Genomic DNA, 23964 nt, shown 5'->3' with positions numbered 1-23964 from the left:
GCCATGTCCGGTCCCACCCGGCGCGACGCCCTCTCCGGGGCGGCGGCTCTGGCGGCGTGCCTGACGGCCAGCTCCGGTCGCGCGGCGGCAGCCCCCGCCGCGCCTGGAGCCCTCGCCGCCGAGCACGCCGCCGGGCCGATCGGCCTCGACGCACCCCGCCCGCGCCTGTCGTGGCGGCCGCCGGTCGCGCGGCAGAGCGCCTGGCGCGTGCAGGTCGCCGCCTCCGAGGCCGACCTGTTGGCCGGACGCCTGACCTGGGACAGCGGCAAGGTCGCCGACGCCTTCGCGGTCGAGGCGACCTATGCCGGACCTCCTTTGCCCGCTCGCGCTCGGCGGGTCTGGCGCGTGCGGCTGTGGGATGGGAGCGGCCAGGCCGGCGCCTGGAGCGCGCCGGCCGCCTTCGAGATGGGCCTGCTGGCGCCGGAGGACTGGGGCGACGCCGCCTGGATCGGGCGCCACACCGCGCCGCCCAGGGGCTGGGCCGACCAGACCCTCGACATCGACTTCACGCTGAAGGGCCGCTTCTTCGACGTCTTGTTCCGGGCCCGTCCCGAGGGCAAGACCTATGGCGAGGCCTACATGCTGCGCGTCGGCGAGGTCGACGGCGCGCCGTCCCTGATGCTGCAGGTCCGCCAGTATCCCGGTGGGGCCAGCTCGCAGGTCAAGCTCAAGCGCTTGCAGGTTTGGCCGCTGCCGGCGGATCTGAAAGGCCGCCGTCGCCGGCTGACCATTGAGGCGCGCGGGACCAGCCTGCGCTTCAGCCTGGACGGTGCCCTGGTCGGCGCTCTGGATGACGCCGCGCAGGCCGAGGGAACCTTGGGCTTCCTGGCCCCCGAGGCCGAAGCGGCCTTGATCCACGCCGTCAGCCTCAAGGCGCCCGACCGCCCCGGCTTCGAGAGCGACTTCAAGGATGGCGACAATCCCTTCACCGGCGGTGACGTCGGCGCGGAGGGGCTGATCCTGGCGTCCGGCGTGCCGGGCAAGGACATCGTCGTCCCGCTGGCCCATCCCGCCCCGCTGCTGCGCCGCGCCTTCGCCGTCGCAGGCCCGATCGTCCGCGCTCGCCTGCACGTCGCCGTCGGCGGCTTTGCGGCGGTCAGCCTGAACGGCGCGCCCGTCGACGAGAGCGCGATCGCGGCCGGCTGGACCGACTACGGCAAGCGTGTGCTCTACCGGACGCACGACGTCACCGCCCTGCTGAAGGCCGGCGACAACGTCCTGGCCGCCGAGTTGGCGCGCGGCTGGTACGGCATCGCCGAGCCCAACGAGTGGTACTTCCACAAGGCCCCCTGGACGGCCGAGCCGGCCCTGAAGGCGCGACTGGAGATCCAGCTGGCCGACGGCTCGACCCAGGTGCTGGCCAGCGACGAAACCTGGCGCACCGCCGACGGTCCCTGCCTGTGGGACTCGATCTATGCCGGCGAACGTCGCGACGCCCGGCGCGAGCCGATCGGCTGGCGCGCGCCCGGCTTCGATGACCGCACGTGGGACGCCGCCCTGTCAGTGAAAGGCCCCGCCGGTCGCCTGGTCGCCGCGATCCACGAGCCGATCGCCCCGATCACGCGCCATGCGGCGGTCTCTGTGAAGGAAGTCAAACCCGGCGTCTGGCTGTTCGACTTCGGCCGCATCCGCACCGGCGTTCCCGAGCTGTCCGTCACGGGTCCCGCCGGCCGAACTGTCGCAATGATTTTGGCCGAGAAGCTGCGCAAGGACGGCGCGATCCAGGTCGCCAGCGGCCTGATTGACGCTCAGCTGATGACCTGGCGCTACACCCTGGCCGGCAAAGGTCGCGAGACCTGGCAGCCCGTCTTCGGCTACGGCGGCTTCCGGTATGTGCAGGTCACGGGGCTGGACGGAACGCCGCCGCCGGACACGATCACGGCGGTCGAGATCCATTCGGCTGTCACCGCGATCGGCCAGTTCGAATGCGCCGAGCCGCTGGTCAACCAGATCCACGACGCCGCCCGTCAGGGCCTGCTCAACAACCTGCACGCCGCCCAGACCGATACGCCCAGTCTGGAGAAGAACGGCTGGACCGGCGACGCCCAGGCCTCATCGGCCGCCGCCGCCATCAACTTCGACGTCGTCCGCACCTGGGAGAAGTGGCTGGGCGACTTCGTCGACGCCCAGGCGGCCAGCGGTGAACTGCCCGAGATCGTGCCCTCGACACCCGAATACGGCTTCGAGAACTCGCCGGGCTGGAACTATGTCTGGGGACCGACGCCGGCCTGGGACGTCGCCGCCTTCGTGCTGCCCGAGGAGCTGGAACTGCGGTTCGGCGCGCGGGCCGCCGAGCCCGTCCGCGCCTTGCAGAAACGCCTGGCCGACTACACCGCGCGGTTCCTGAAAGCGCCCGACTACCGCTACGACCACGGCCTGGGCGAATACGCCGCCGCCGGTCCGACCGGTCCCGTCGATGCGACCTCGAGCGCCTATGCCTTCCACATGCTGAAGGCCACGGGCCAGGCCGAGCTGGCCGCCAAGGTCCGCGCCGCCTACAACGCCCGCTACTGGGACGCGGCCCAGCGGCGCTACATCGCCCCGCCCGAGGGCGGCAAGCCGTCGCCCTACATCCAGACGATGAACGTGCTGCCCGTGGCCTTGGGGCTGGTTCCCGGAGGCCAGACGCAGGCGGTCATGGACGGGCTAGCCGCCGACATCACGGCCAAGGGCTTCAAGCTGGACGTCGGCGTCTACGCCCTGCGGTATCTGCCCCGGTTGCTCAGCGAGCACGGCCATGGCGACGTGGTCTGGAAGGTCGTGACCCGCACCGACGAGCCCAGCTGGGGTTTCTGGTTGAAGAACGACATCCGCAGCATGCCCGAGGGCTGGGGCCTGGGCTCACGCTCGTGGAACCACCACTACTTCGCCTCGATCAGCAGCTGGTTCTACGAAGGTCTGGCGGGTATCCGTCCGACCGCGCCGGGCTATGCGCGCCTGCAGATCCGGCCGGTCCTGCCGACGGGCCTGGCTAGCGCGCAGGCGACGCAGATGACCCCGCGCGGCGAGGTGAGCTCGCAATGGCGCCAAGCCAACGGACACGCCACGCTGGAGGTGCGCATTCCCGGCGCCTGCGAGGCCGAGATCTGGCTGCCCAACGGCGGTCGTCGGCTGGCGCGTGCGCCGGCCGGCGCACGCTGGCTAGGCGCCCGCGACCGCCACGCCGTCTACGCCGCCGGACCGGGAGCGCTGACCTTCGACTTCTAGGTCGCCGCCACCGCCAGCAGCATCCACGAGGTGTGCGGGATCCACTGCTCGATCCAGCGCCAGTTCTGTTCGTCCGGCCCGGCCGCCCAGCTGATGCCGCGGCCGGAGTCGCTGTCGGGCGCGCCGGTAATGCCGTTGGAGATGCCGCCCTTGACCATGTCGCCGGCGCTGTCGGCGTGCGGCGGGTTCTTGGCCCCGAAGCCGTAGAGCAGGCTCATGTCGTAGGGGTTGCGGCCCAGGGTCCAGTCGAAACTGCTCTGAGCAAAGCGCGCCAGGTCCGGCGACACGCCGAAGGTCTGACCCGGCGCGGCGTCGACCACGCGGCCGCCGACCAGGGCGGCGTAGGACAGCGAAGCCAGCCGCGCGCTCTCGCCCTGCCACCAGTATTTGGTCTCGTTCAGGTGGGGCATGAAGAAGCCCTCCTGGATGCCGCCGACGGCCTTGCCGTCCTTCCACATCCGGAAGGTCTGGCGCGGGTAGTCGTAGGGGTTGGCGACCTTGGCGTTGAGGGCCAGCTGGGCCTTCAGGCTTTTGGCGATCACCGTCTTGGCCGAGGCCTGGCGCGCGGCGTCCTTTTCGATGTCGAGATATTCGGTCAGGGCCAGCACCGGGAAGCCCGCCTCGGCGCCGTGGTAGTAGGGACGGTCCTTGTCGTCGCTGCGGAACCAGCCCTTGTCGGTCCAGCGCCCCTCCAGCGCCTTGGCGCGGGCGCGGGCCGCCTCCAGATAGACCGCCTTGCCGGTAGAGCGGTGCAGTTCGACCGCCGCCAGCAGCAGGGTGTAGTCGTCGATGATGTTCTCGCGACCGTCGTCGACATAGCGCCGGTTGTTGGCCTGCATGTGAGCGAAGGCGCGCTGGGCGTCGGTCAGGTACTGATCGGCCGAGAACGCGCCCGCCACGCCGCTGGCCTTGGACAGCCGCGCGGCCCGCGCCAGGGCGGCGATGGCCACGGCTCCGCCCTCACGTGCGGCGGCCTGGTAGTTCTTGGTGTAGACGCCGTCGACCCCGACATAGCCGGTGACCACCCGCTCGGCGCCGGGCGTGGCCCAGCGGTCGAAGACGGTCATGTAGAAATAGCCTTCGGGCGCCAGCAGCCGGTGCAGGTAGTCGGCGCCCCACATCGCCTCCTCGATCAGCTGGCGATCCAGGCCCGCCTTGGCGAAGCGCTGCGGAGCCATGTCGTACGCCTTGGCCAGCGACCAGGCGGTGAAGGCCGTCTGCTGCGGATTGAAGAAGTTGGCGTAGGACAGGTGCGACAGGTACTTGCCGTTGTCGCCGCCGGCGTCCTTCCAGCCGCCCCAGACGTCGACCACGCGCTGTGTGCCATAGACCCGGATCTTGTGGTCGGCCGGGTCGGTGTGGCGGCTGAGCTTGAAGTAGTTGACCAGCGCACCGGCCGTGGTCGCGAACAGGGCGTCGTCGGCGACCACGACCGGCGCGGACGCGGCGCTGGCGCCCGGCGCCTCGACCTTCAGCTGGTAGGTCCCGGCGTCGGCAAGGTCGGAGAAGTCGGCCTGCCAGTAGCGCTTGGCGCCCCACTCGCCGAAGGCCGGCAGCGGCGTCAAAGCGCCCGAGCGCACGACCGCGCCGTCCTTGACCACCGAGAAGCCCGATGGCGCGCCGGAGCCGGCATATTCGACCACCGCGACCTTGGGCCCGGCGCGCTCCAGCGCGACCTGGTTCAGGTGCACCTTCAGGTCCTGAGCGCTCGCCCCGACCGCCAGCATCGAGCCGGCCAGCAGCACGCCCGTCAGGATCGAAAGTCTCGTCGTGGCGGTCATGCGCCCTCCCCGTTTGTTGTTCTTACTGAAGACTGAGGCTGCGGCCGGCGCGCTTGCCGTCGGCCGAGCGGGCGCGGACCTCGACGCGGCCCGACACCGGCGCGTCCTGGACGTAGGGCCGCCAGGCGCCGCCCTCGACGCGGTACTCGATGGCCAGCCCCGGGAACTCGACGTTTGCCCGCAGCTTGCCGTCCTGGATCACCGCCCCGACCGTCGGCACACGATAGGCCACGCCCGCCGCGTCCAGCCGCGCCAGCTCGCGCTGGCCCAGCAGGTTGGCGAAGGCGTTCCACTCGGCGTCGCGGCCATCGCGCTGGCCTTGGGTGAGCGCCCCGGTGTCATGGGCATAGGCCTTGCCGGCCGTGTATGGCGCTTCCCAATCGGCCGCGCGCCAGGCGCGTTCGGCCAAGGCCAGCAGGCGCGGATAGAGCATGTAGTCGACCTGGGCGTCGGAGCGGACGGTCTCGCTCCACAGCTGGCCTTGCAGGCCGACAAAACGAACGCCAGGCTTCAGCGGCTGGGTGTCCTTCGTCGTCTGCGGACGGCCGTCCAGGCCCGCATAGACCTCGGCGTGGACCGGCAGGTTCTCGGGCATGAAGTCGAACACCTTGCGGGTGTCGGTTGAGCGCGAGGGCCAGTCGTAGCCGCGCTCCTTGGGATCGGCGGCCTGGGGGCTGTCGAAATAGAGGACGTTGGGCGTGGAGATGATCACCTCCCAGCCCTGGTTGGCCTGGCTGTGGGCCGCCACGCTGCCGTCGCCGCCCAGGTCGCCCCAGTAGTTGGAGTGCACACGGGCCGGCATGCGCTCGGCCTTGGCGTGGGTCATGCCGTCGCTCCAGCCGGCCGGGACCACGCCCCGCGCCGCGACCATGGCGGAGACCTTCTCGATGAAGTGACCGCCCAGGTCCGCCGGCTTGATCCCGGTCTTGGCCTCATAGGCCTGGCAGGCGGGCGAGCCGCTCCAGGCGCCGGGCGTCTCGTCGGCGCCGATGTGGTAGCGCTTCAGCGGCGCGCCGGCTTCCTTGTGCAGCCGGGCCATCTCATCGATCACCTTGCCGATGAAGGCGTAGGCGCTGGGCAGGCACACATTGATGGTGTTGTCGGTGTAGTGCTGGATGCTGCGATAGGCGCTCTTGTCCGCCGCCTCGCTGAGCAGGTAGCGGCCCGCCTCAGCCTCCGGCTTGCCCTCGGCGCGCAGGCGGGCGGCGCGGGCTTCCATGGCCTTGATCGCCGCGCGCGAGTGGCCGGGCATGTCGAAGGACGGGATCACCTCGATGTGGCGCGCCTTGGCCGCCCGCACGATCTCGATGTAGTCGGCGCGCGAGAAGAAGCCGTTGACCGGTCCGGTCCCGTCGGGACCCGCGCCCAGCTGCGGGATCAGGCAGGTGCGTTCGGACAGGTCATGGCAGCGCCGGCCGCCGATTTCCGTCAACTCCGGCAGGCCCGCGATCTCGACCCGCCAGCCCTCGTCGTCGCCCAAATGCAGGTGCAGCTTGTTGAGCTTGTAGCCCGCCATCTGGTCCAGGATCGCCAGGATCTCGGCCTTGGAGTGGAAGTTGCGGGCGACGTCGATGTGCATGCCCCGGAAGCCGAAGCGCGGGGCGTCCTCGATCGTCAGGCGCGGGACCGTCCGGCCGGCGTCGACCAGCTGAGTCAGCGACGCCAGAGCGTTGGCCGCGCCCTCCCCATCGCCGACGGCGATGACGATCCCGGCTCCGTCGATCGTCAGGCGGTAGCCGCCGGGTTCGGTCTTGGCCTTCGAGATGCGCAGCGGCGCACCGGCCTTGGTCTCGGCCACGCCGAGATGCGCGAGGGCGACCGCGACATCTGACTTCGCAAAGCCGCTCAGCGAGACCGCCACGCCGCGCGACAGGTCCAGATTGCCTTCGCCCAACTGCGTCTTCAGCGGCGTCGGCAGGATCGCTCCGCGCGGGACGGTTTGCAGCGTCGCGCCCGCATTGGCGGCGTAGAGCCTCGGCGCGGTCGCCCAGACCGTCAGGTCGTGCGCCGAGCGGCCCGCCAGCTTGGCCTCGTCGGTGAACGGGATCACGAACGGCAGGGTCTCGAGCCCCGTCTCGGGATCGACCACGGGCCGGGTGCTGTCGACGGTCCGCGCCGAGAGGTCCTCCGCCGCCACATAGGCGTTGGGCATCGGATAGAGCTCCGACAGCTGCTGCCCCTCGATGCGCAGCGGCACGACGATCGGCTGGCCGGGCTTGAAGCCGGCGAAGCTGACCGTCGGGGTCAGGCGATAGAGGTCGCCATTGATATTGGTCAGGGTGAAGTCGTCGCCACCGGCCGCCAGCACGCGGTTGACGTTGCTGAAGTACAGCGACCATCCCGCCGCCGGCGCGCTCGGCGCGGCCAGGGAGATCTGGGCCAGCATGCAGGACGGATCGGGCTTGCAGGCCTCGGGCGCGGGCCGGTTGTCCAGCACGCGGTAGGTCAGCTTGAGATCGGCGGCGAGGCGGTCGAGATCGGCCTGGCGGGGCTGGGCCAGGGCCGAACCGGCCAACAGCAGGGCGAGCAATCCGCCCGCGACGCACGACTTCGATCTTCCGATCATCAACGACCTCAAGGAAATTGGGAGGACGGGACCTTGGCCCGCCCTCCCCAGGGGTTCCGACGAATGGGGTTACGTCAGAAGCTATAGCCCAGTCGCACGCCCCAGGTGCGCGGCGGATCGTAGGTCCCGCGGATCACGCCGCGATTGAAGCCGCCGAAGTTCTTGGTGTCCTTGTCGGTCAGGTTGTCGCCGAACAGCTCGACATAGAACTGGTTCTGCGGCGCCGAGAGCTTCAGGCTGGCATTGACCTTGGCATAGGCGGCCTGGCCGTTGGTCAGGTGCGGCAGGTCCAGGTTCTGGACGTCCATCCACATGCGGTCCTGCCAGCGGACCTGGACATAGGGCTGCAGGACGTAGCCGCTCTTCAGGTCGAAGCTGTGCTCGTAGGTCACTGACATCGAGTACTTGGGCGCGAACGGCAGCTGGTTGCCGACGATGGTGTCGTAGCCCGGCGCGCCGCAGTGGGCGACGTTCAGGATCTCGCGCTCGGCGCAGGCGAAGCCGTCGGTGAAGGTGCCGCCGTTCTTGATCTTGGTGTCCAGGAACGCGCCGTAGCCCGACAGGCGGCCGTGGGCCCAGGGGATGATGTCGAACTCGACCTCAACGCCCTGGATGCGGGCGCTGTTGAGGTTGTCGGTTGTCCAGGCCAGGACGGGGTCGCCGAAGTTGGCGCTGAGCGGGTTGGTGTCGTTGCCGACCACCTTGTCGCCGGTGTTCTGCATGTCGGTGTAGTCGCTGTAGAAGCCGGTCACCGACAGCCGCATGCGGCCTTCCAGCAGGGTCGCCTTGTAGCCCAGCTCGTAGGTCTTCACCTTCTCGGGGTCATAGGTCAGCAGGCTCAGGCACCCGTTGTTGCAGGTGTCGAACATCTCGTACATGCCGCCCATCTTGTAGCCGGTGGCCAACGAGGCGAACCACATCACGTCGTCGCTCTGGAAGAACTGGGCGCCCAGGCGATAGGTGCCCTGCTTCCACTTCATGGCCACGTTGTTGGGCGCGCCGCCCGGCACGACCACGCCCAGGGGCGCCTCGCCGCCCATGTCGAAGTTCAGGTCGTTGGACTGGTGGCCGCGGATGCTGTCGGGCGTGTGGTGGCCGTTGTACCAGGCGGAGGTCCCCTCCCAGAAGGCGTAGGTGACGCCGCCCTGGTCGGTCTTGCGATCCCAGCTGTAGCGATAGCCGGCGGTCAGGTTGACCTTGGGCAGCACGCGGTAGTCGAACTGGCCGAACAGCGCCTTGGACTCCGTGGTCCGCTTGTTCTGGTCGAAGATCCAGGTGTCGGGCAGGCCGTCGGGCTGGAAGCCCAGGTGCGGATCGTACGACGTGGCGTGGGGATCGTCGGTCCAGGTCTTGTTGGCCAACATCTCCATGTCGTAGCGGATGCGCTTGTTTTCCTTCAGGTAGTAGGCGCCCAGCACATACTGGAACTTGGACGCGCCGCTCGACTTCAGCTGCACCTCGTGGCTGGTGGTGCGGTAACGGCTGCCCTTGGTGGACCAGACCTCGTCCCAGATCGGGTAGTAGCCGGTCAGCTCGGCCTCGTGCGAGGTCAGCGACGGGTCGCCGATCGAGGACCACTGGGCGTTGGGGTGGGCGCCGCCGTCGACGTCCGAGATCTGGTCGCGCTTCTGGTCCTGATACGCGCCGCGATATTCCAGCGTGGCCTTGTCGAAGACGTCGTAGGCGACCTTCAGCTGGAAATCGTCGACGGTCATGTCGCGGCGGCCGGGCACGTTGATCTTGGCATAGCGCTGCGGATGGTTGCAGGCGTTGATCGTGCCGGCAGCCTGCTTGCAGTCGACGAAGTCCAGATCGCCCGCGCCCTGGTCCGAGAACCGCGAGACCGTGCCGGTGAACTCCAGCTTGTCGGTCGGACGCCAGCGACCGATCAGGCGCGCGGCCCACTGGTCGGCGTTGTTGTAGTAGTCCTTGGGCTTCACCAGCCGGTTGCGGCGCTGGTCAACGTCCGGAATGCCATCCTTGTGGATGCCGTAGGCCGGGGACTCGATGTCGGTGAAGTCCTGCTCCTGGACCATGTAGCCGTCGTGCTGCTCGACCATGAAGGCCGCCCGCAGCGCGAAGGTGTCGCTGACACCCCAGTTGAAGCTGCCGCGCAGGCCGCGGGCGTTGTAGTTGCCCAGTTCGCCCTCGACCTTGCCGAAGGTGTCGTTGAACGACGGCTTGGCGGGGATGATGTTGATCGCGCCCGCCGGCGAGTTCATGCCAAACAGCGTGCCCTGCGGGCCGCGCAGCACTTCGACCCGCTCGACGTCGAACATCAGGGCCAGCGCGCCTTGCGAGCGCGGCGAATAGAAGCCGTCTTGGTGGATGGCGACGGCGCCCTCGCCCACCTCGGTGAAGTCGGTGGAGGTCACGCCCCGGATGCTGGCGGCCGTGCCGCTGTCGGCGCCCGTGCTGAGCTGCACATTGGGCATGGTGGCCGACAGGTCGCGGGCGGACTTGATGCCCTGGCGGTCCAGGCTTTCCTGCGTGAAAGCCGAGATCGCCAGCGGCGTCTGCATCAGCTTGGTTTCACGCTTGGAGGCGGTGACGACCAGCTCCTCCAGCACGCCGACGTCAGAGCCGGCGGCGGCGGCGTCTTGCGCGGCGGCCAGGCCCGGCAGGGCGAAGGCGGCCAGGGCCGAGGTCATGAGCAGACCGGCGCGGCGGGTAGGCAATAGAGACACGGATACTCCCCCTTATCTTGTTGGCCGCGCGTCAGCCCCGGAACTCGAGGTTCCGGCTCTCCCGCCTTCGCGCTGGCAATTCGACCGTTTTTGTCCGGACGCGGCGTGTCTCGCCCCTTCCGACAGCCTGACGATAGGCGCCGGTTTTTCGGGGTGTCAATATATACTTCTATTGGATGTTTTTATTTAATGAGCCGCTGAACGGGCAGCGGGCGCCGTGCTCGAAATCGATCAGATGGCGGTCACGCGGCCTGTCGAACGGGCGCCCAGGAAGGTCTCGACCTCGGCCCGGCCTTTGCGTTCCTGCAGCAGCACCTCGTAGCTAGGCGACAGCATTTCGTGGATCGGCAGCACCGCCGCGCCCAGGATCGAGCTGTCTTCCTGACGGTCGGACAGGGTGATGCGCGAAGCCCCCTCCCCGCCCCGGCCGCGCACCGAATGGCGCAACGGCATGGCCAGGGCGACTAGCCGCTCGACCAGCGCGCGCGGGGCCGAGCCGCCGATGACGATGGTGGCCGGGTCTAGCATGTTCTCGATGATGCAGACGGCGTTGCGCAGGTGGCTGGAGGCCTGACGGCACCAGTCCATCAGCTTCTCATCGTCGGCCTCCAGCAGAGCCAGGATCTCGGCGTTGGAGAGCTCGACATCGGTGCGGCCGGTGACGAATTCCGACAGCGAGTGCAGCGACAGATACCGCTCCAGGCAGCCGTGATTGCCGCAGTAGCAGGCCTTGCCGTGCGGCACGATCGGGATGTGGCCGATCTCGGTGGCGTTGCCGCCCGCGCCCTTGTAGGCGGCGCGATCGACGATCAGCGCCCCGCCCAGACCGACGCCGAAATGCAGGTAGAAGAAGCCCGTCAGGTCGCGCGCCACGCCAAACAGCGACTCGCCTAGCGCGCCGGCGGCGCTGTCGATGCTGTAGAACACTGGCAGGCCCGTGGCCTTCTGCAGCTCCTCCAGGATCGACAGATCGGTCCAGCCCTCGAAGGCCGTGGGGCCGGTAAAGCTGAAACCCGGCACATCGAACGGCCCCGGCAAAGCGACGCCCACGCCCCACAGCCGCTTGGCGTCGGACGAGCGCGCCGCCAGGTCGCCGACCAGCGCCACCACCGCCTTCAGGGTCGCGGCCTGGTCGCGGGCGTCGATCTCGACCTCGTCGCGATGCAGCACCTCGCCGACCAGATTGACCAGGGCCGCATAGGCCCGGCGGGGCTCCAAGCTGACGCCGATCGAGTCGCCGCCCCGCGGGTCCAGGGCGAAGGCCATGGGCGGCTGGCCCCGCACCTTCTCGCCCTTCAGCCGCTTGGAGACGACAAGGCCGATCTCCTCCAGGTCCTGGGTGATGTTGGCCACGGTCTGGGGGCTGAGCGCCACCAGGTCGATGATCTCCTTGCGCGACACCTCGCCCCGCCGCCGGATCACGTCCAGCACGATGCGGCGATTATAGGGGGCGCTGGACTGCTGGGTGGCGCCGCGGGTGGCCATGGATGGTCGTCGAACTCCCTGTTCCAAGGTCTGATCTGCCATCGCGACCCTGGCCGGACAAGGGATACCCGGCTCGAGTCAATTTCTTCCATCCATTGGTTTTAATAATTGACAGCCCGCGACAAGGTTCGCATGTTCATCGCCAACGACGGCGAGACGAACGCCGTCCAAGATCCGGGGGCGGACAACGGGACGGCGATCCAGCCGTGCGCGCGACCTCGGCTGCAGCGCACGAGCATTCGATGGACCACCTGAACCACGCCCCGCCCAGCCTGACCATCATCGGCGACGTCGCCGTCGACCTGGTGCTGGGCCCCGTCGCGGGCTGGCCCAAGATCGGCACCGAGACCATCATGCAGCGCAGCGAGCTGCGCGCCGGCGGCTCGGGCGGCAACACCGCCCTGGCCATGCGCCATCTGGGCGCGCCGTGCCGCCTGCTGTCCCAGGTGGGCGGCGACACCTTCGGCGGCTGGCTGGCCGAGGAGTTCAAGGGCGTCGACGCCCAGCTGGGCGTCACCCAGACCGCCACCACCATCTCGACCGGCGTCATCCACGACTGCGGCGAGCGCACCTTCTTCACCACCAAGGGCCACCTGGAAGCGCAGAGCTGGGACGAGATGCGTCCGCGCCTGGGTCCGCCGCCGGCCCCGGGCTCGATCGCCCTGCTGACCGGCGTCTTTCTGCTGCCGCGCATGCGCGAGACCTATGCCCGGGTGCTGGATGACCTGTCGGCGCTGGGCTACCAGATCGCCATCGACACCGGCTGGCCGCCCGAGGGCTGGACCTTCGAGACCCGCGCGGCGACCACCGCCTGGCTGACCCGCTGCGACCACATCCTGCTCAACGAGATCGAGATCAAGGGCCTGGCCGGGGTCGAGGACCTGGACGACGCATTGCTGGCCCTGGCCCCGATGATGCGCCCGGACGCGACCCTGGTGGCCAAGACCGGCGCCAAGGGCGCGGTGGCGACCTATGGCGGCGCCCGCTTCAAGGTCGCCGCGCCGCCGATCGCGGTGTTCGACACCATCGGCGCGGGCGACTCGTTCAACGCCGGCTATCTGGCCGCCAAGCTGTCAGGCCTGGGCGTGCGCGAGGCGCTGGACCAGGGCTGCCGCACGGCCTCGGCCGTCATCGGCCATTTCCCGCGCCAATCGATCGCGCCGGGCCAGCTGGCCGCGCTCGCGGTCGCGGCGCGCTAGAAGAACACCAAGAGGGGGAGAAGGCGGATGCGCAATCGGGGCCTGGTGATCGGCTACATCCTGGCGGTGTGGTTCGTGATCTCGTTCGTGACCAACATCATCGGCCCGCTGATGCCGCTGATCATCGCCGACTTCCACCTCAGCCTGACCCTGGCCGGCTTCCTGCCGTTCTCGTTCTTCCTGGCCTATGGCGTGGTCTCGATCCCGGCCGGCGTGCTGATCGAGCGGGTCGGGCCCAAGCCCGTCCTGCTGGGCGCCTTCGCGCTGAACCTGCTCGGAGCGCTCGCCTTCTCAGCCGTGCCGACCTACGGCGTGGCGGTGGGGGCGCTGTTCGTGATCGGCCTGGGCATGGCCATGCTGCAGGTGGTGATCAATCCGCTGATGCGGCAGGCCGGCGGCGAGCAACACTTCGCCTTCTATTCGGTGATGGGCCAGCTGGTGTTCGGCCTGGCCTCGTTCGTCAGCCCGCTGGTGTTCTCCAGGCTGATGACGACCACCCTGCCCTTCGCCGTCCACCCGGCCTGGATCTCGCTCTACTGGCTGTTCGTCCTGATCTTCGCCGCCGTCATCGCCGTGACCGCCCTGATGCGCCTGGGTCCCGTCGAACTGAAGGACGACGAGAAGGCCGGCGCCGCCAGCGCCTATCTGGAGCTGCTGAAAGACCCGAAGGTCATCCTGTTCTTCCTGGGCATCGCCGCCTATGTCGGGACAGAGCAGAGCCTGGCCAACTGGATGAGCCAGTTCCTGGCGACCTATCACGGCTATTCGCCGACGGTCGAAGGGGCCCGCAGCGTGGCCAGCTTCTGGGGCCTGATGTCGCTGGGCTGCCTGGCCGGCCTGGTCGCCCTGAAGCTGCTGGACTCCAAGATCGTGCTGGCGGCCATCACCGTGGCGGCCATGGCCTGCCTGGGCGTCGCGCTGTTCGGCGACCGCCACGCCAGCCTGCTGGCTTTCCCGACCTGCGGCTTCTTCCTGTCGGCGATGTTCTCGATCGTGTTCTCGCTGGGCCTGAACTCGGTCCCGCGCCATCACGGGGCGCTGTCAGGCATCCTATGTTCGGGGATCCTGGGCGGCGCGGTCGTGCCGCTGCTGGTCGGCGCCCTGGGCGAGCATATCGGCCTGCGCGCGGCGATGCTGGCCGTGTTCGCGACACTGGGCTTCATCCTCAGCGTCGCCTTCTGGGCCAAGCCCCTGGTGCGCAACGAGACCATCGCCTGGCGTAAGCGGGCCGAGGCCTAACCCCACAACGCACCATCCACCGACCGTTCCGAGCCAACTTCATCCTTGCCTTTCATTTACAAGCAGTATTGACTGCTTGTGTCGATGAGACAGGAGGAAAGGCTTGCCAGGCCGTACGCGCAGGAGCGGACGGTCAGCGCGGACTCACGCCCCCTCCCGCCCTCGCCGGCCACGCAAGAAACGACAAGAACTAGGGGGTACAGAACAATGCAGGCACTCATCCGCCGCACCACCAAGGCCGCGCTGCTGGCCTCGGCCTTCGGAGCCGCCTTCGCCGCTATGCCGGCCATGGCTCAGGACCAGAAGTCCGACGTCGTCCAGCTGGACGACATCATCGTCACCGCCACCCGCCGCGAGCAACGCCTGCAGGACGTGCCGATCTCGGTGACCGCCGTCTCGGGCGAGGAGCTGGCCAAGTCGGCCTTCCGCGAAGTGACCGACATCCAGTACCTGGCCCCGAACGTCAGCTTCTCGGCCACCAATCCCACCGCCAATGGCGGCGGCTACCAGATCCGCGGCGTGGGCACGCAAGCCTATGCCGGCGGGGCCGAGCAGACCGTGGGCCTGGTGGTCGACGGCGTGGTCATCGGCCTGTCGCGCGATCCCGGGGCCACGGGCTTTAGCGACGTCGAGCGAGTAGAAGTGCTGCGCGGCCCGCAAGGCACCCTGTTTGGCAAGAACGCCTCGGCCGGCGTCATCCAGATCGTCACCAAGGCCCCCAAGATCGGCGAGACCTTCGGCGACCTGTCCTACTCGTTCGGCGAGCGCGCCGAGCAAATCGTCAAGGGCAACGCCAACATCTCGCTGGGCGAGAAGGCCGCCTTCCGCCTCTCGGCCTTCCACCAGGAGCAGGACGGCGCGATCCCCAACCTGCTGCACGACTGGCATGTCGGCGACCGCGAGAACAAGGGCGTGCGCGGCAAGCTGCTGGTCCGTCCCAATGACAAGCTGTCGATCCTGATCGCCGGCGACTACCAGGAGGGCTTCAACCGCGACGCCCACACCATTGAGAGCCTGGGGACCAGCGCGGCCCTGAACGCCCAGTTCGCCCGCTTCACCGAGAAGCCCGGCCATGGCGTCTTCAAGAGTTTCCAGGACGGCGACTGGACCGCCTACACCACGATCAAGGGCGCGCAGGTCCAGATCGACTATCAGCTGGGCGAGCACAGCCTGACCTCGATCACGGCCTGGCGTTCGGTGCAGACCACTCAGCTGTCGGACATCGATGCGGCCCCGATCAACATCTTCAACAACAGCGACGGCGGGGTCGACAGCAGCCAGTTCACCCAGGAGATCCGCCTGACCTCGCCCACCGGCCGCAAGCTGGAATACGTGGTCGGCGCCTACTACTACAACACCGACCTGGCCGGCTGGGTGACGCAGAAGGGCGCCTACTACGGCGCGTTCGGCGCGCCGGTGGTGCTGGGCGGCGGCCGTCGCGACGAGACCGGCGGCACCCGCAGCGCCGCCGTCTTCGGCCAGGGCACGTATGCCCTCAGCGACGTGCTGAAGGTAATCGCCGGCCTGCGCTACACCAACGACAAGGTCGACGGCCAGTTGGTCGTCACGCCGATCCCGGGCACGGTCCCGCTGGGGACGCTGGCCAACTACAAGGGCTCCAGCAAGGCCGACAATGTCTCGGGCCGCATCGGCCTGCAGTACCAGCCCAGTCGCGACCTGATGGCCTATCTGACCTATGCGACAGGCTACAAGGGTCCGGTGATCGACAACGCCGGCGGCGGCAAGCCGCGCGAGGTCGATCCCGAGCACGTCAAGAGCTACGAGGCCGGCGTCAAGTCGACCCTGCTGGATGGCCGCCTGCGCCTGAACGGCGCGCTCTACTGGTCGGACTTCCGCGACTTCCAGGCCCAGGCCCTGGACAGCTCGACCACCCCGCCCAGCTTCACCTTCACCAATGCCGGCCTGATGCGAGCGCGCGGGGTCGAGCTGGAGTCCCTCCTGAAGGTCAGCCGTGAGTTCACCCTGACCGTCAACGGCAGCTATTCGGACGCCAAGTTCAAGGACTACACCAACGCCTGCTACGCGGGTCAGCCGGTGTCTTCGACGGTGGGCGTGGGCTGCTATGTCGATCCGGTCACCAAGGCCACCGTCGCTAACTATGCCGGCCAGCGCCTGACCAACGCGCCCAAGTGGACCTATTCGATCCGCGGCTCCTACGAGCGTCCGGTGGCGGCCAACCTGCTGGTCGACGCCTCGCTCAGCTGGGCCTGGCGCAGCGAAGCCCAGACCGTGGCCGGCGATCCGAAGTCGGTCGTCGACGCCTACAGCATCCTCAACCTCAACGCCGGCCTTGGCCGTGACGACGGCGCGTGGCGGGTCGGCATCTACGCCCGCAACCTGCTGAACGAGCACTTCTACGCGCCGTACGCCTCGGGGACGCTGAACCCCGGCGGCTACTACCGGATCATGAGCCCCGACGCGTTCCGCACCGTCGGCGCCAGCCTGAACCTCAGCTTCTAGGCGCTTCTCCCCGAAGAGCTTGGCCTTAGCGGGCCGGACCTCGGTTCGGCCCGTCTTTTTCCCGAATATCGAGAGACGTCTCCATGACCGTTTTCGACCGCCGCGCGGTGCTGCTGGGCGCCAGCCTGGCCGCCACGGCCTCCGCCGCCGAGGGCGCCGCCAAGAAGCCTGCCACCCAAAAAGACGGCTTCCTGTGGGGCACGGCCGGCGCGGCCTACCAGATCGAGGGCGGCAATTTCGCGTCCGACCTTTGGGTCATGGAGCACGTCAAGCCGACCATCTTCAAGGACCCGTCCGGCGACGCCTGCGACGCCTATAACCGCATGGACCAGGACATCGCCCTGGCCGCCTCGCTGGGCTTCAACACCCACCGCTTCTCGATCGAGTGGTCGCGGATCGAGCCCGAGCCGGGCCAAATCTCGCTGGCCGCCATCGCCTACTACCGCCGGGTGCTGCAGACGATCCGCAAACACGGCATGACGCCGTTCGTCACCTACAACCACTTCACCACGCCGCGCTGGTTCGCGGCCGCCGGCGGCTTCGAGACCCGCGACGGGATCGCGCCGTTCGTGCGCTACTGCCGCATCGTCACCCAGCATCTGGGCGACCTGATCGGCATCGCCGCCACCTTCAATGAGCCCAACCTGGGCGCCCTGGTCAGCTGGTCGCCGGCCGTCCGTCCGCTGCGGCCCTACATCGAGATGTCCAAGAAGGCCGCCGCCCAAGCCATGGGCGCGCCGAAATGGTCGCCGCCGGTGCTGGGCGACTTCCGCGTCCAGCAGCCGATCATGATCGAGGCCCACGAGGCGGCCTGGGCGGCGATTAAGGAGGTCTCCGGCGGCCGCTTCCCGGTCGGCGTCACCCTGTCGCTGAACGACGAGCGTCACCCCGAGAAGGACAGCGGCGTCACCGCCAAGCAGGCCCTGGTCATGCTGCCCTGGGTCCAGGCCAAGGGCGACTTCATCGGGGTGCAGAACTACACCTACACCGTCGTCGGCGCCGACAGCGATCTGCCCAACCCGGCCGGCGTCGAGCTGACCCAGATGAACTACCCGTTCGCGCCGGACGCTCTGGAGGGCGTGATCCGCGCGGTCGCCCAGCACACCGACAAGCCGATCTACGTCACCGAGAACGGCGTGGCGACCGAGGACGACAGCCGCCGCATCGCCTTCATCGACAAGGCCGTGCCGGGTGTCTTCAAGTGCCTGAAGGACGGCATCGACGTGCGCGGCTACATCCACTGGTCGCTGCTCGACAACTGGGAATGGTTCTCGGGCTACGGCCCCAAGTTCGGCCTGGTCAGCGTCGACCGCACCACCTTCGCCCGCACCCCCAAGCCCAGCGCCCACCACATGGGCCGCCTCGCCCGCGCCGGCCTGCCCGCCGGACTGACGTCGCGCGCCTGATCGGAGCCCCTGTTGTGAAGCGTTTCCTCGGTATCCTGTTGATGACCACCGCCCTCTCCACGGCCGCTCCGGCCATGGCGCAAGCGCCCGACAATGCGGCCAGGGCCAAGGCGCTGGTCGCGTCGATGACCCTGGACGAGCGTATCGTCCTGCTGCGCACCCAGTCGGGTTTTGGTCTGCTGTCGCTGGGCATACCGCTGCCTCCGTCCGTCCCCGAGATCATGCGCAAGCACACCCCCAAGGGCGCGCTGGGCTCGGCGGGTTTCGTCGAGGCGATCGAGCGGGTCGGCATCCCCGCCCAGCAGATGTCGGACGCCAGCCTGGGGGTCGGCAATCTGGGCGGCTTCCTGCGGCGCGGCGACGAGGCCACCTCGCTGCCCGCCACCCTGGCCCTGGCCGCGAGCTTCGATCCCGAGCTGGCGCAACAGGCCGGCGACATGCTGGGCGCCGAGGCCCACGCCAAGGGCTTCAACATCCAGCTGGCCGGCGGCGTCAACCTGACCCGCGAGCCGCGCAACGGCCGCAACTTCGAATATGCCGGCGAGGATCCGCTGCTGGCCGGCCAGATCGTCGGGGCCCAGGTGGCCGGCATCCAGGGCCGCCACGTCGTCTCGACCCTCAAGCACTTCGCCCTCAACGCCCAGGAAACCGGCCGCTTCGTCCATGACGCGACGATCGACGAGGCCGCGCTGCGCGAGTCCGACCTGCTGGCCTTCGAGATCGCGCTGAAGCGCGGCAAGGCCGGGGCGGTGATGTGCGCCTACAACAAGATCAACGGCGGCTATGCCTGCCAGAACGACTTCCTTCTGAACCAGGTGCTGAAGACCGACTGGGCCTTCCCCGGCTGGGTGATGTCGGACTGGGGCGCCAACCACGGCCTCAAGAGCTCGCTGATGGCGGGCCTGGACCAGGAGTCGCCGCAGGACCGTCCGTGGTTCGACCAGTTGAAGGCCGCCGTCGAAAGCGGCGAGGTTCCGGCCGAACGGGTCGATGACGCCGCCCGCCGCATCGTGCGCGCGATGCTGGACGCCGGCGTCATCGACGACCCGGCCAAGGCTGGCGGGGCGATCGACCAACAGGCCCACGCCGCCGTGGCCGAGCGTGTCGCCTTGGCCGGCATGGTGCTGCTGAAGAACGACGGCCTGCTGCCCCTGGCGGCCAAGGCCCGCAAGATCCTGGTGGTCGGCGGCTTCGCCGACAAGGGCGTGCTGTCGGGCGGCGGCTCGTCCCAGGTCATGCCGTTCGGCGGCCACTATACCGACCGGCGCGGGCGCGAAGGCGTCGCGGCCCTGCTGGCCCCGGTCTATGGCCTGAACGCGCCGCTCGAGGCCCTGCGCAAGCTGCGGCCCGACGCCGAGATCACCTATGACGACGGGACCGATCCGGCCCGCGCCTCGGCCCTGGCCCGCGAGGCCGACATCGTGCTGGTCTTCGCCGTCCGGCCGGAAGAGGAAGGCATGGACGCCCTGTCGCTGTCGCTGACCGACGGCCAGGACGCCGTGATCGCCGCGGTCGCCGCCGCCAATCCGCGCACGGCCGTGGTGCTGGAGACCGGCAACCCCGTCACCATGCCGTGGCTGTCGGATGTCGGCGCTGTGCTGCAGGCCTGGTATCCGGGCCAGCGCGGCGGCGACGCCATCGCCAAGATCCTGACCGGCGCGGTCGCCCCCTCGGGTCGCCTTCCGATCACCTTTCCCGTCGACATCGCCCAGCTGCCGCGTCCGGCCATCCCGGGCTTTGATCCCGCCAATCGCAAGCCGCTGGGCGTCGGGGTCAAGGTCGAGCCGTTCGAGGTGGCCTTCACCGAAGGCGCCGACGTCGGCTATCGCTGGTTCGAGCGGAAGGGCGAAAAGCCGCTGTTCACTTTCGGCCACGGCCTGACCTACACGACCTTCGGCTACAAGAGGCTGAAGCCCCAGGGCGGCGAGGCGCTGACCGCGACCTTCACCCTGACCAACACCGGCCAGCGCGCCGGGACCGAGGTCGCCCAGCTTTATGTCGCCCCGCCTGGCAAGACTCATCGCCTGGCCGGCTGGGCCCGCGTCGAGCTGAAGCCCGGCGAGAGCCGACAGGTCACCATCACCGCCGATCCGCGCCTGCTGTCCTCGTGGGACGCCAAGGCCGGCCAGTGGCGGCGGGAGGCCGGGACCTACGACCTCTATGTCGGCAAGGCCGCCGGATCACGCGACCTGGCGGGCAAGGCCAGCCTGACCGCCCAGACCGAAAGCGCCCGCCGATGAGCATGCTGGCCCTGCTCGCCGCGGCCGCGATCGCCGCCCCTTCGACCGTGACCACCGAGAGCGGCGCCGTCGCGGGCCTGACCTCGGATGGCGTCCTGGCCTTCAAGGGCCTGCCGTATGCCGCCGCGCCGGTCGCCGACCTGCGCTGGCGCGCGCCCCAGCCGGCCAAGGCCTGGAGCGGCGTCCGCGACGGGGCGGCGATGGGTCCCGACTGCGTCCAGGGCCGCATGCCCGGCTCGCCCCCGCCAGGCCCGCAGGCCGAGGACTGCCTGTTCGCCAATGTCTGGCGACCGGCGCAGGCGTCGAAGAAGCGGCTTCCGGTCATGGTCTGGATCCACGGCGGCGCCTTCGTGAACGGCGGCTCCTCGTCGGCCGAGACCTTCGGCGACGCCATGGCCAAGCGCGGCCTGGTGTTCGTGACCTTCAACTACCGCCTGGGCCGCTTCGGCTTCTTCGGCCATCCGGCCCTGACCGCCGAGCATCCGGACGAGGCGACCGGCAACTACGGCCTGATGGACCAGGCCGCCGCCCTGCGCTGGGTTCAGCGCAACATCGCCGCGTTCGGTGGGGATCCCAGGAACATCACGGTCGTCGGCGGCTCGGCCGGCGGCATCTCGATCAATCTGCTGACCGCGACGCCGCGTGATGTCGCACCGTTCGACAAGGCGATCATCCAGTCCGGCGCCGGCCGCAAGGCCCTGGCGCGCGAGCGGCGGCTGTCGCAGGACCTGCCCGGTATGCCCTCGGCCGAGAGCCTGGGCCTGGCCTTCGCCCAGAAGCAAGGCGCGCCGGATCTGGCCGCCCTGCGCGCCCTGCCCGCCGACAAGGTGGCCGACAATCTCAGCATGGCGACCCTGGTCTTCATGGGCGACAAGGCGCTCTATTCCGGCCCCGTCGTCGATGGCCGCTTCATCACGCGGATGCCCGAGCAGACCTACGCCAAGGGTCTGCAACGCAAGGTCCCGACCATCGTCGGCGCCACCACCGCCGACCTCAGCCTGGACTTCGCCCGCACCAAGGACGAGGCCTTCGCCCGCTTCGGTCCCGACGCCGAGGCCGCCCGTCAGGCCTATGACCCAGCCGGGACCGTCCCGCTGAACGCCCTGAACGCGGCGATCGGCGGCGACCGCAACATGGTCGAACCGGCCCGTTTCATCGCCCGCGCTACGGCCAAGCGCGGCGCGCCGGCGTTCGAGTACCGCTTCGGCTACATCGCGCCCGAGGCGCTGCCAGGCTCGCCGTTCGGGGCCAACCACTCGACCGAGGTCGCCTACGCCTTCGACCGGCTGGCGGCGGTCTACAAGGACGTCACCGCGCAAGACGCCGCCGTCGCCGCGCGCCTGGCCGACTACTGGGCCAACTTCGCGCGAACCGGCAACCCGAACGGTCCCGGCCTGCCCGTCTGGCCGCGCTATGACGCCAAGGACCAGCTGCTGGACGTCCAGCCGGACGGCGCCCTGGTCGGCAAGGGCGATCCCTGGCGCGCCCGACTGGACGTCACCGAGCGCGCCGCCACGCGCTAGGGCCCGACCAGCGCCCTCACCCCCGGCGTGATCTTGATGATCAGGTCCGCCGGGGGCTGCTTGCCCAGGAACGCGAACAGCCGCTTGGCCGACGCGGCCTCGAACGCCTCAGTGCGGGCCAGCACGGCTTCGGCGCGGGCCTTTCCCGCCGGATCCAGGGCCCTACCCGTCTCCCGCGCCGCGATCGCCGCTAGCGCGACATCGGCCAGTTCGGTGATGTCGGCTGAGACCGGCAGCGCTGCCTCCAGCTCCCCTCGCCCCATAGCCACGGCGCGGAAGGCCGAGTCATTGGCGCGCCAGGATACGAGCCGCGCCTTCAGGCTCTCGGCGCCGGAGCGATCCCCCGCCGCATAGGCCTTGGCGTCGGTCTCAAAGCGGCGCGCCACGAGGCTGTCGACCGGCGCGGCGTCGGCCAGGCTGGTCAGCGGCTGGTCGATGACCTTGCCGGCCAGCATCGCCTTGATCCGATGGTCGTGGGCCATGTTGCGCACCGGCCCCACGACCTCGAGCAGCGTCCGCACCGGTCCCGCCTGGCCCGGCGCCAAGCGCCCGGCCATGGCGGCGTTGTCGCCCTTCAGACCTTGCAGTCGCAATTGGTCCTCGACCACCGGCAGGCGGCGATAGAGGTCGGCGACGTCCCGCGTCTCGCGCGGCGACCAGAAGCGCTCGGCCATGGCGGCGGCGCGGGGCCACAGGCGGCTGTCGATGATCTCGTCGCTGACCAGCTCGGCCCACAGCGGCGCCTCGCCGCCCAGGATCAGCGCCTCCTGCTCGGCCGTCAGCGGCGGCAGCGGCTTGGCGACCAGGGTGTCGGTCAGGATCTTGGCCAGGATCGGATGGAGCTTGCGGCCAGCCTCCGCCTCGGCGGGCGTGAACCCGGCCGCCGAGGGATCCAGCGGGTCCTTCAGATAGTGGAACTCAGCCGGCATCAGCAGGTCCAGATAGTAGCCGGCCGAGACGATCGTCCGGTGTCCCTTGGCGACCGCATCTGCCGTGGCGTTCGAGGTCTGCCAGGCCTGGATCACCACGTCGCCGGGCGCGCCGTTGGCGGCGACCTCTTCCCAGCCGATCATGGTCTTGTCGTGCTTCTTGAGGATCTCGCGCACGCGGTTCTGGAAGTGAGCCTCCAGCGCGGCCTTCGAGGCGATCGCGTTCGCCTTCATGAAGGCCTGGACGTGCGGGTGATCCAGCCACACCGCGTCGCTGACCTCGTCGCCGCCGGCGTGGAAATAGGCGTCCGGGAACAGGCCGGCCATCTCGCCGAACAGGCCGTCGATGAAGCGGTAGGTCTCGGGCTTGGTCGGATCCAGCGCCCGGTCCAGCGCCGCCGAGATGGCGTTGGCCGGCTTCAGCGGCGCCAGGCCCAGTTCCGGATAGGCCTCGGCCCAAGCGCGGGTGTGCCCAGGGACATCGAATTCGGGCACGATCCGCACGCCCCGGTCGGCGGCGTAGGCGACCAGTTCGCGGACCTCGCCTTGCGTATAGAACTGTCCATCCCCCGTGGCCTGGAGCTTCGGATAACGCTTGCTCTCGACCCGGAAGCCCTCGTTGTCAGAGAGATGCAGGTGCAACACGTTCAGCTTCACCCGCTCCATGGCGTCGACCTGGCGCTTGATCGTCTCCAGGGCCATGAAGTGGCGGACCGTGTCGATCATCAGGCCGCGCCAGGCGAAGCGCGGCGCGTCGTCGATGCGGGTGAGCGGCAAGCTGGCGCGAGGTCCCGCGACCTCGACCAGCTGACGCAGAGTGGCCAGCCCGCGCAGCACACCGGTCGGCCCGTCGGCGTCCAGCGTTACGCCCGTCGCCGTCACGGCCAGACGATACCCCTCCGCCGTCGGATCTTTCCCGCAAGCGATCGCGAGACGCGGCCCCGACTTGCGGCGCAGCTCCAGTCCCGTGAGCTGGCCGACATCGGTCTGGAAGCGCGCGACAGCGCGGTCCAGCCAGGCGTCACGACAGCCATTCCAGGCGATGACAAACGCCCCATCCAAGGCCAAGCTTCCCTCGGACCAGGTCGCGATCTTCGGCTGAGGCGTCAGCACGGAGGCGGCCAGGGCCGGCGAGGACACCGTGATCAACAAGGCCGCCAGCAGCCCTCGTGCGAAACCCTTGCGGCCCATGATCACCCTCCCAAGCAACTTACAAGCAGT

The 23964-nt window shown here is 69.3% G+C and carries 12 protein-coding genes; 7 read left to right on the top strand and 5 right to left on the bottom strand.

Going from position 1 to position 23964, the window contains the following annotated elements; translation table 11 throughout:
• Positions 1-3: 3 nt before the first annotated feature.
• Positions 4-3207, top strand: a complete 3204-nt coding sequence (locus tag AC07NF_RS15250) for a family 78 glycoside hydrolase catalytic domain (RefSeq protein WP_494629291.1) — start codon at positions 4-6, stop codon at positions 3205-3207.
• On the opposite strand, the gene AC07NF_RS15245 is transcribed toward AC07NF_RS15250, so the two are convergent.
• The 4 genes from AC07NF_RS15245 to AC07NF_RS15230 all read right to left on the bottom strand — a co-directional run bounded on the left by AC07NF_RS15245 (position 3204) and on the right by AC07NF_RS15230 (position 11726).
• On the bottom strand, positions 3204-4988 hold the full coding sequence (locus tag AC07NF_RS15245) for a glycoside hydrolase family 9 protein (RefSeq protein ID WP_494629294.1): 1785 nt from the start codon (positions 4986-4988) through the stop codon (positions 3204-3206). The genes AC07NF_RS15250 and AC07NF_RS15245 overlap by 4 nt on opposite strands.
• 22 nt (positions 4989-5010) lie before the next feature.
• Positions 5011-7554 (bottom strand): beta-N-acetylhexosaminidase, encoded by a 2544-nt coding sequence (locus AC07NF_RS15240; protein ID WP_494629296.1) that lies wholly within the window; start codon positions 7552-7554, stop codon positions 5011-5013.
• A 74-nt stretch (positions 7555-7628) separates the two neighbouring features.
• On the bottom strand, positions 7629-10241 hold the full coding sequence (locus AC07NF_RS15235; protein WP_494629299.1) for a TonB-dependent receptor: 2613 nt from the start codon (positions 10239-10241) through the stop codon (positions 7629-7631).
• Positions 10242-10472: 231 nt separating this feature from the next.
• Entirely contained in the window at positions 10473-11726 is a 1254-nt protein-coding gene (locus AC07NF_RS15230; protein ID WP_494629301.1) for an ROK family transcriptional regulator, read from the bottom strand.
• 242 nt (positions 11727-11968) lie between these two features.
• Here AC07NF_RS15230 and AC07NF_RS15225 point away from each other — a divergent pair, with 242 nt between their 5' ends.
• From AC07NF_RS15225 to AC07NF_RS15200, 6 genes are all read left to right on the top strand, one after another.
• A complete protein-coding gene (locus tag AC07NF_RS15225) occupies positions 11969-12925 on the top strand; it encodes a carbohydrate kinase family protein (protein WP_494629303.1) in 957 nt (318 codons plus the stop codon).
• A gap of 27 nt (positions 12926-12952) precedes the next feature.
• Entirely contained in the window at positions 12953-14164 is a 1212-nt protein-coding gene (locus tag AC07NF_RS15220) for an MFS transporter (RefSeq protein WP_494629306.1), read from the top strand.
• Positions 14165-14371: 207 nt separating this feature from the next.
• The gene (locus AC07NF_RS15215) at positions 14372-16645 is read left to right on the top strand and encodes a TonB-dependent receptor (RefSeq protein WP_494629308.1); all 2274 of its coding nucleotides are present in this window, start codon (positions 14372-14374) and stop codon (positions 16643-16645) included.
• Between the two features lie 83 nt (positions 16646-16728).
• The gene (locus AC07NF_RS15210; RefSeq protein WP_494629310.1) at positions 16729-18051 is read left to right on the top strand and encodes a glycoside hydrolase family 1 protein; all 1323 of its coding nucleotides are present in this window, start codon (positions 16729-16731) and stop codon (positions 18049-18051) included.
• Positions 18052-18065: 14 nt separating this feature from the next.
• Positions 18066-20291 carry a beta-glucosidase family protein gene (locus AC07NF_RS15205; protein ID WP_494629312.1) on the top strand — a complete coding sequence of 742 codons (2226 nt, stop codon included), beginning with the start codon at positions 18066-18068 and terminating at the stop codon, positions 20289-20291.
• Positions 20288-21814, top strand: a complete 1527-nt coding sequence (locus tag AC07NF_RS15200) for a carboxylesterase/lipase family protein (protein WP_494629316.1) — start codon at positions 20288-20290, stop codon at positions 21812-21814. Before AC07NF_RS15205 ends, AC07NF_RS15200 begins: the two co-directional genes overlap by 4 nt.
• On the opposite strand, the gene AC07NF_RS15195 is transcribed toward AC07NF_RS15200, so the two are convergent.
• Complete coding sequence (locus AC07NF_RS15195; protein ID WP_494629319.1) at positions 21811-23934, bottom strand: beta-N-acetylhexosaminidase; 2124 nt, start codon at positions 23932-23934, stop codon at positions 21811-21813. The two genes, AC07NF_RS15200 and AC07NF_RS15195, sit on opposite strands and share 4 nt — an antisense overlap.
• Positions 23935-23964: the final 30 nt, after the last annotated feature.

The sequence above is a fragment of the Caulobacter sp. GW821-FHT10A06 genome, from assembly GCF_059415805.1.
This window is presented reverse-complemented; position numbering and strand designations above follow the sequence as displayed.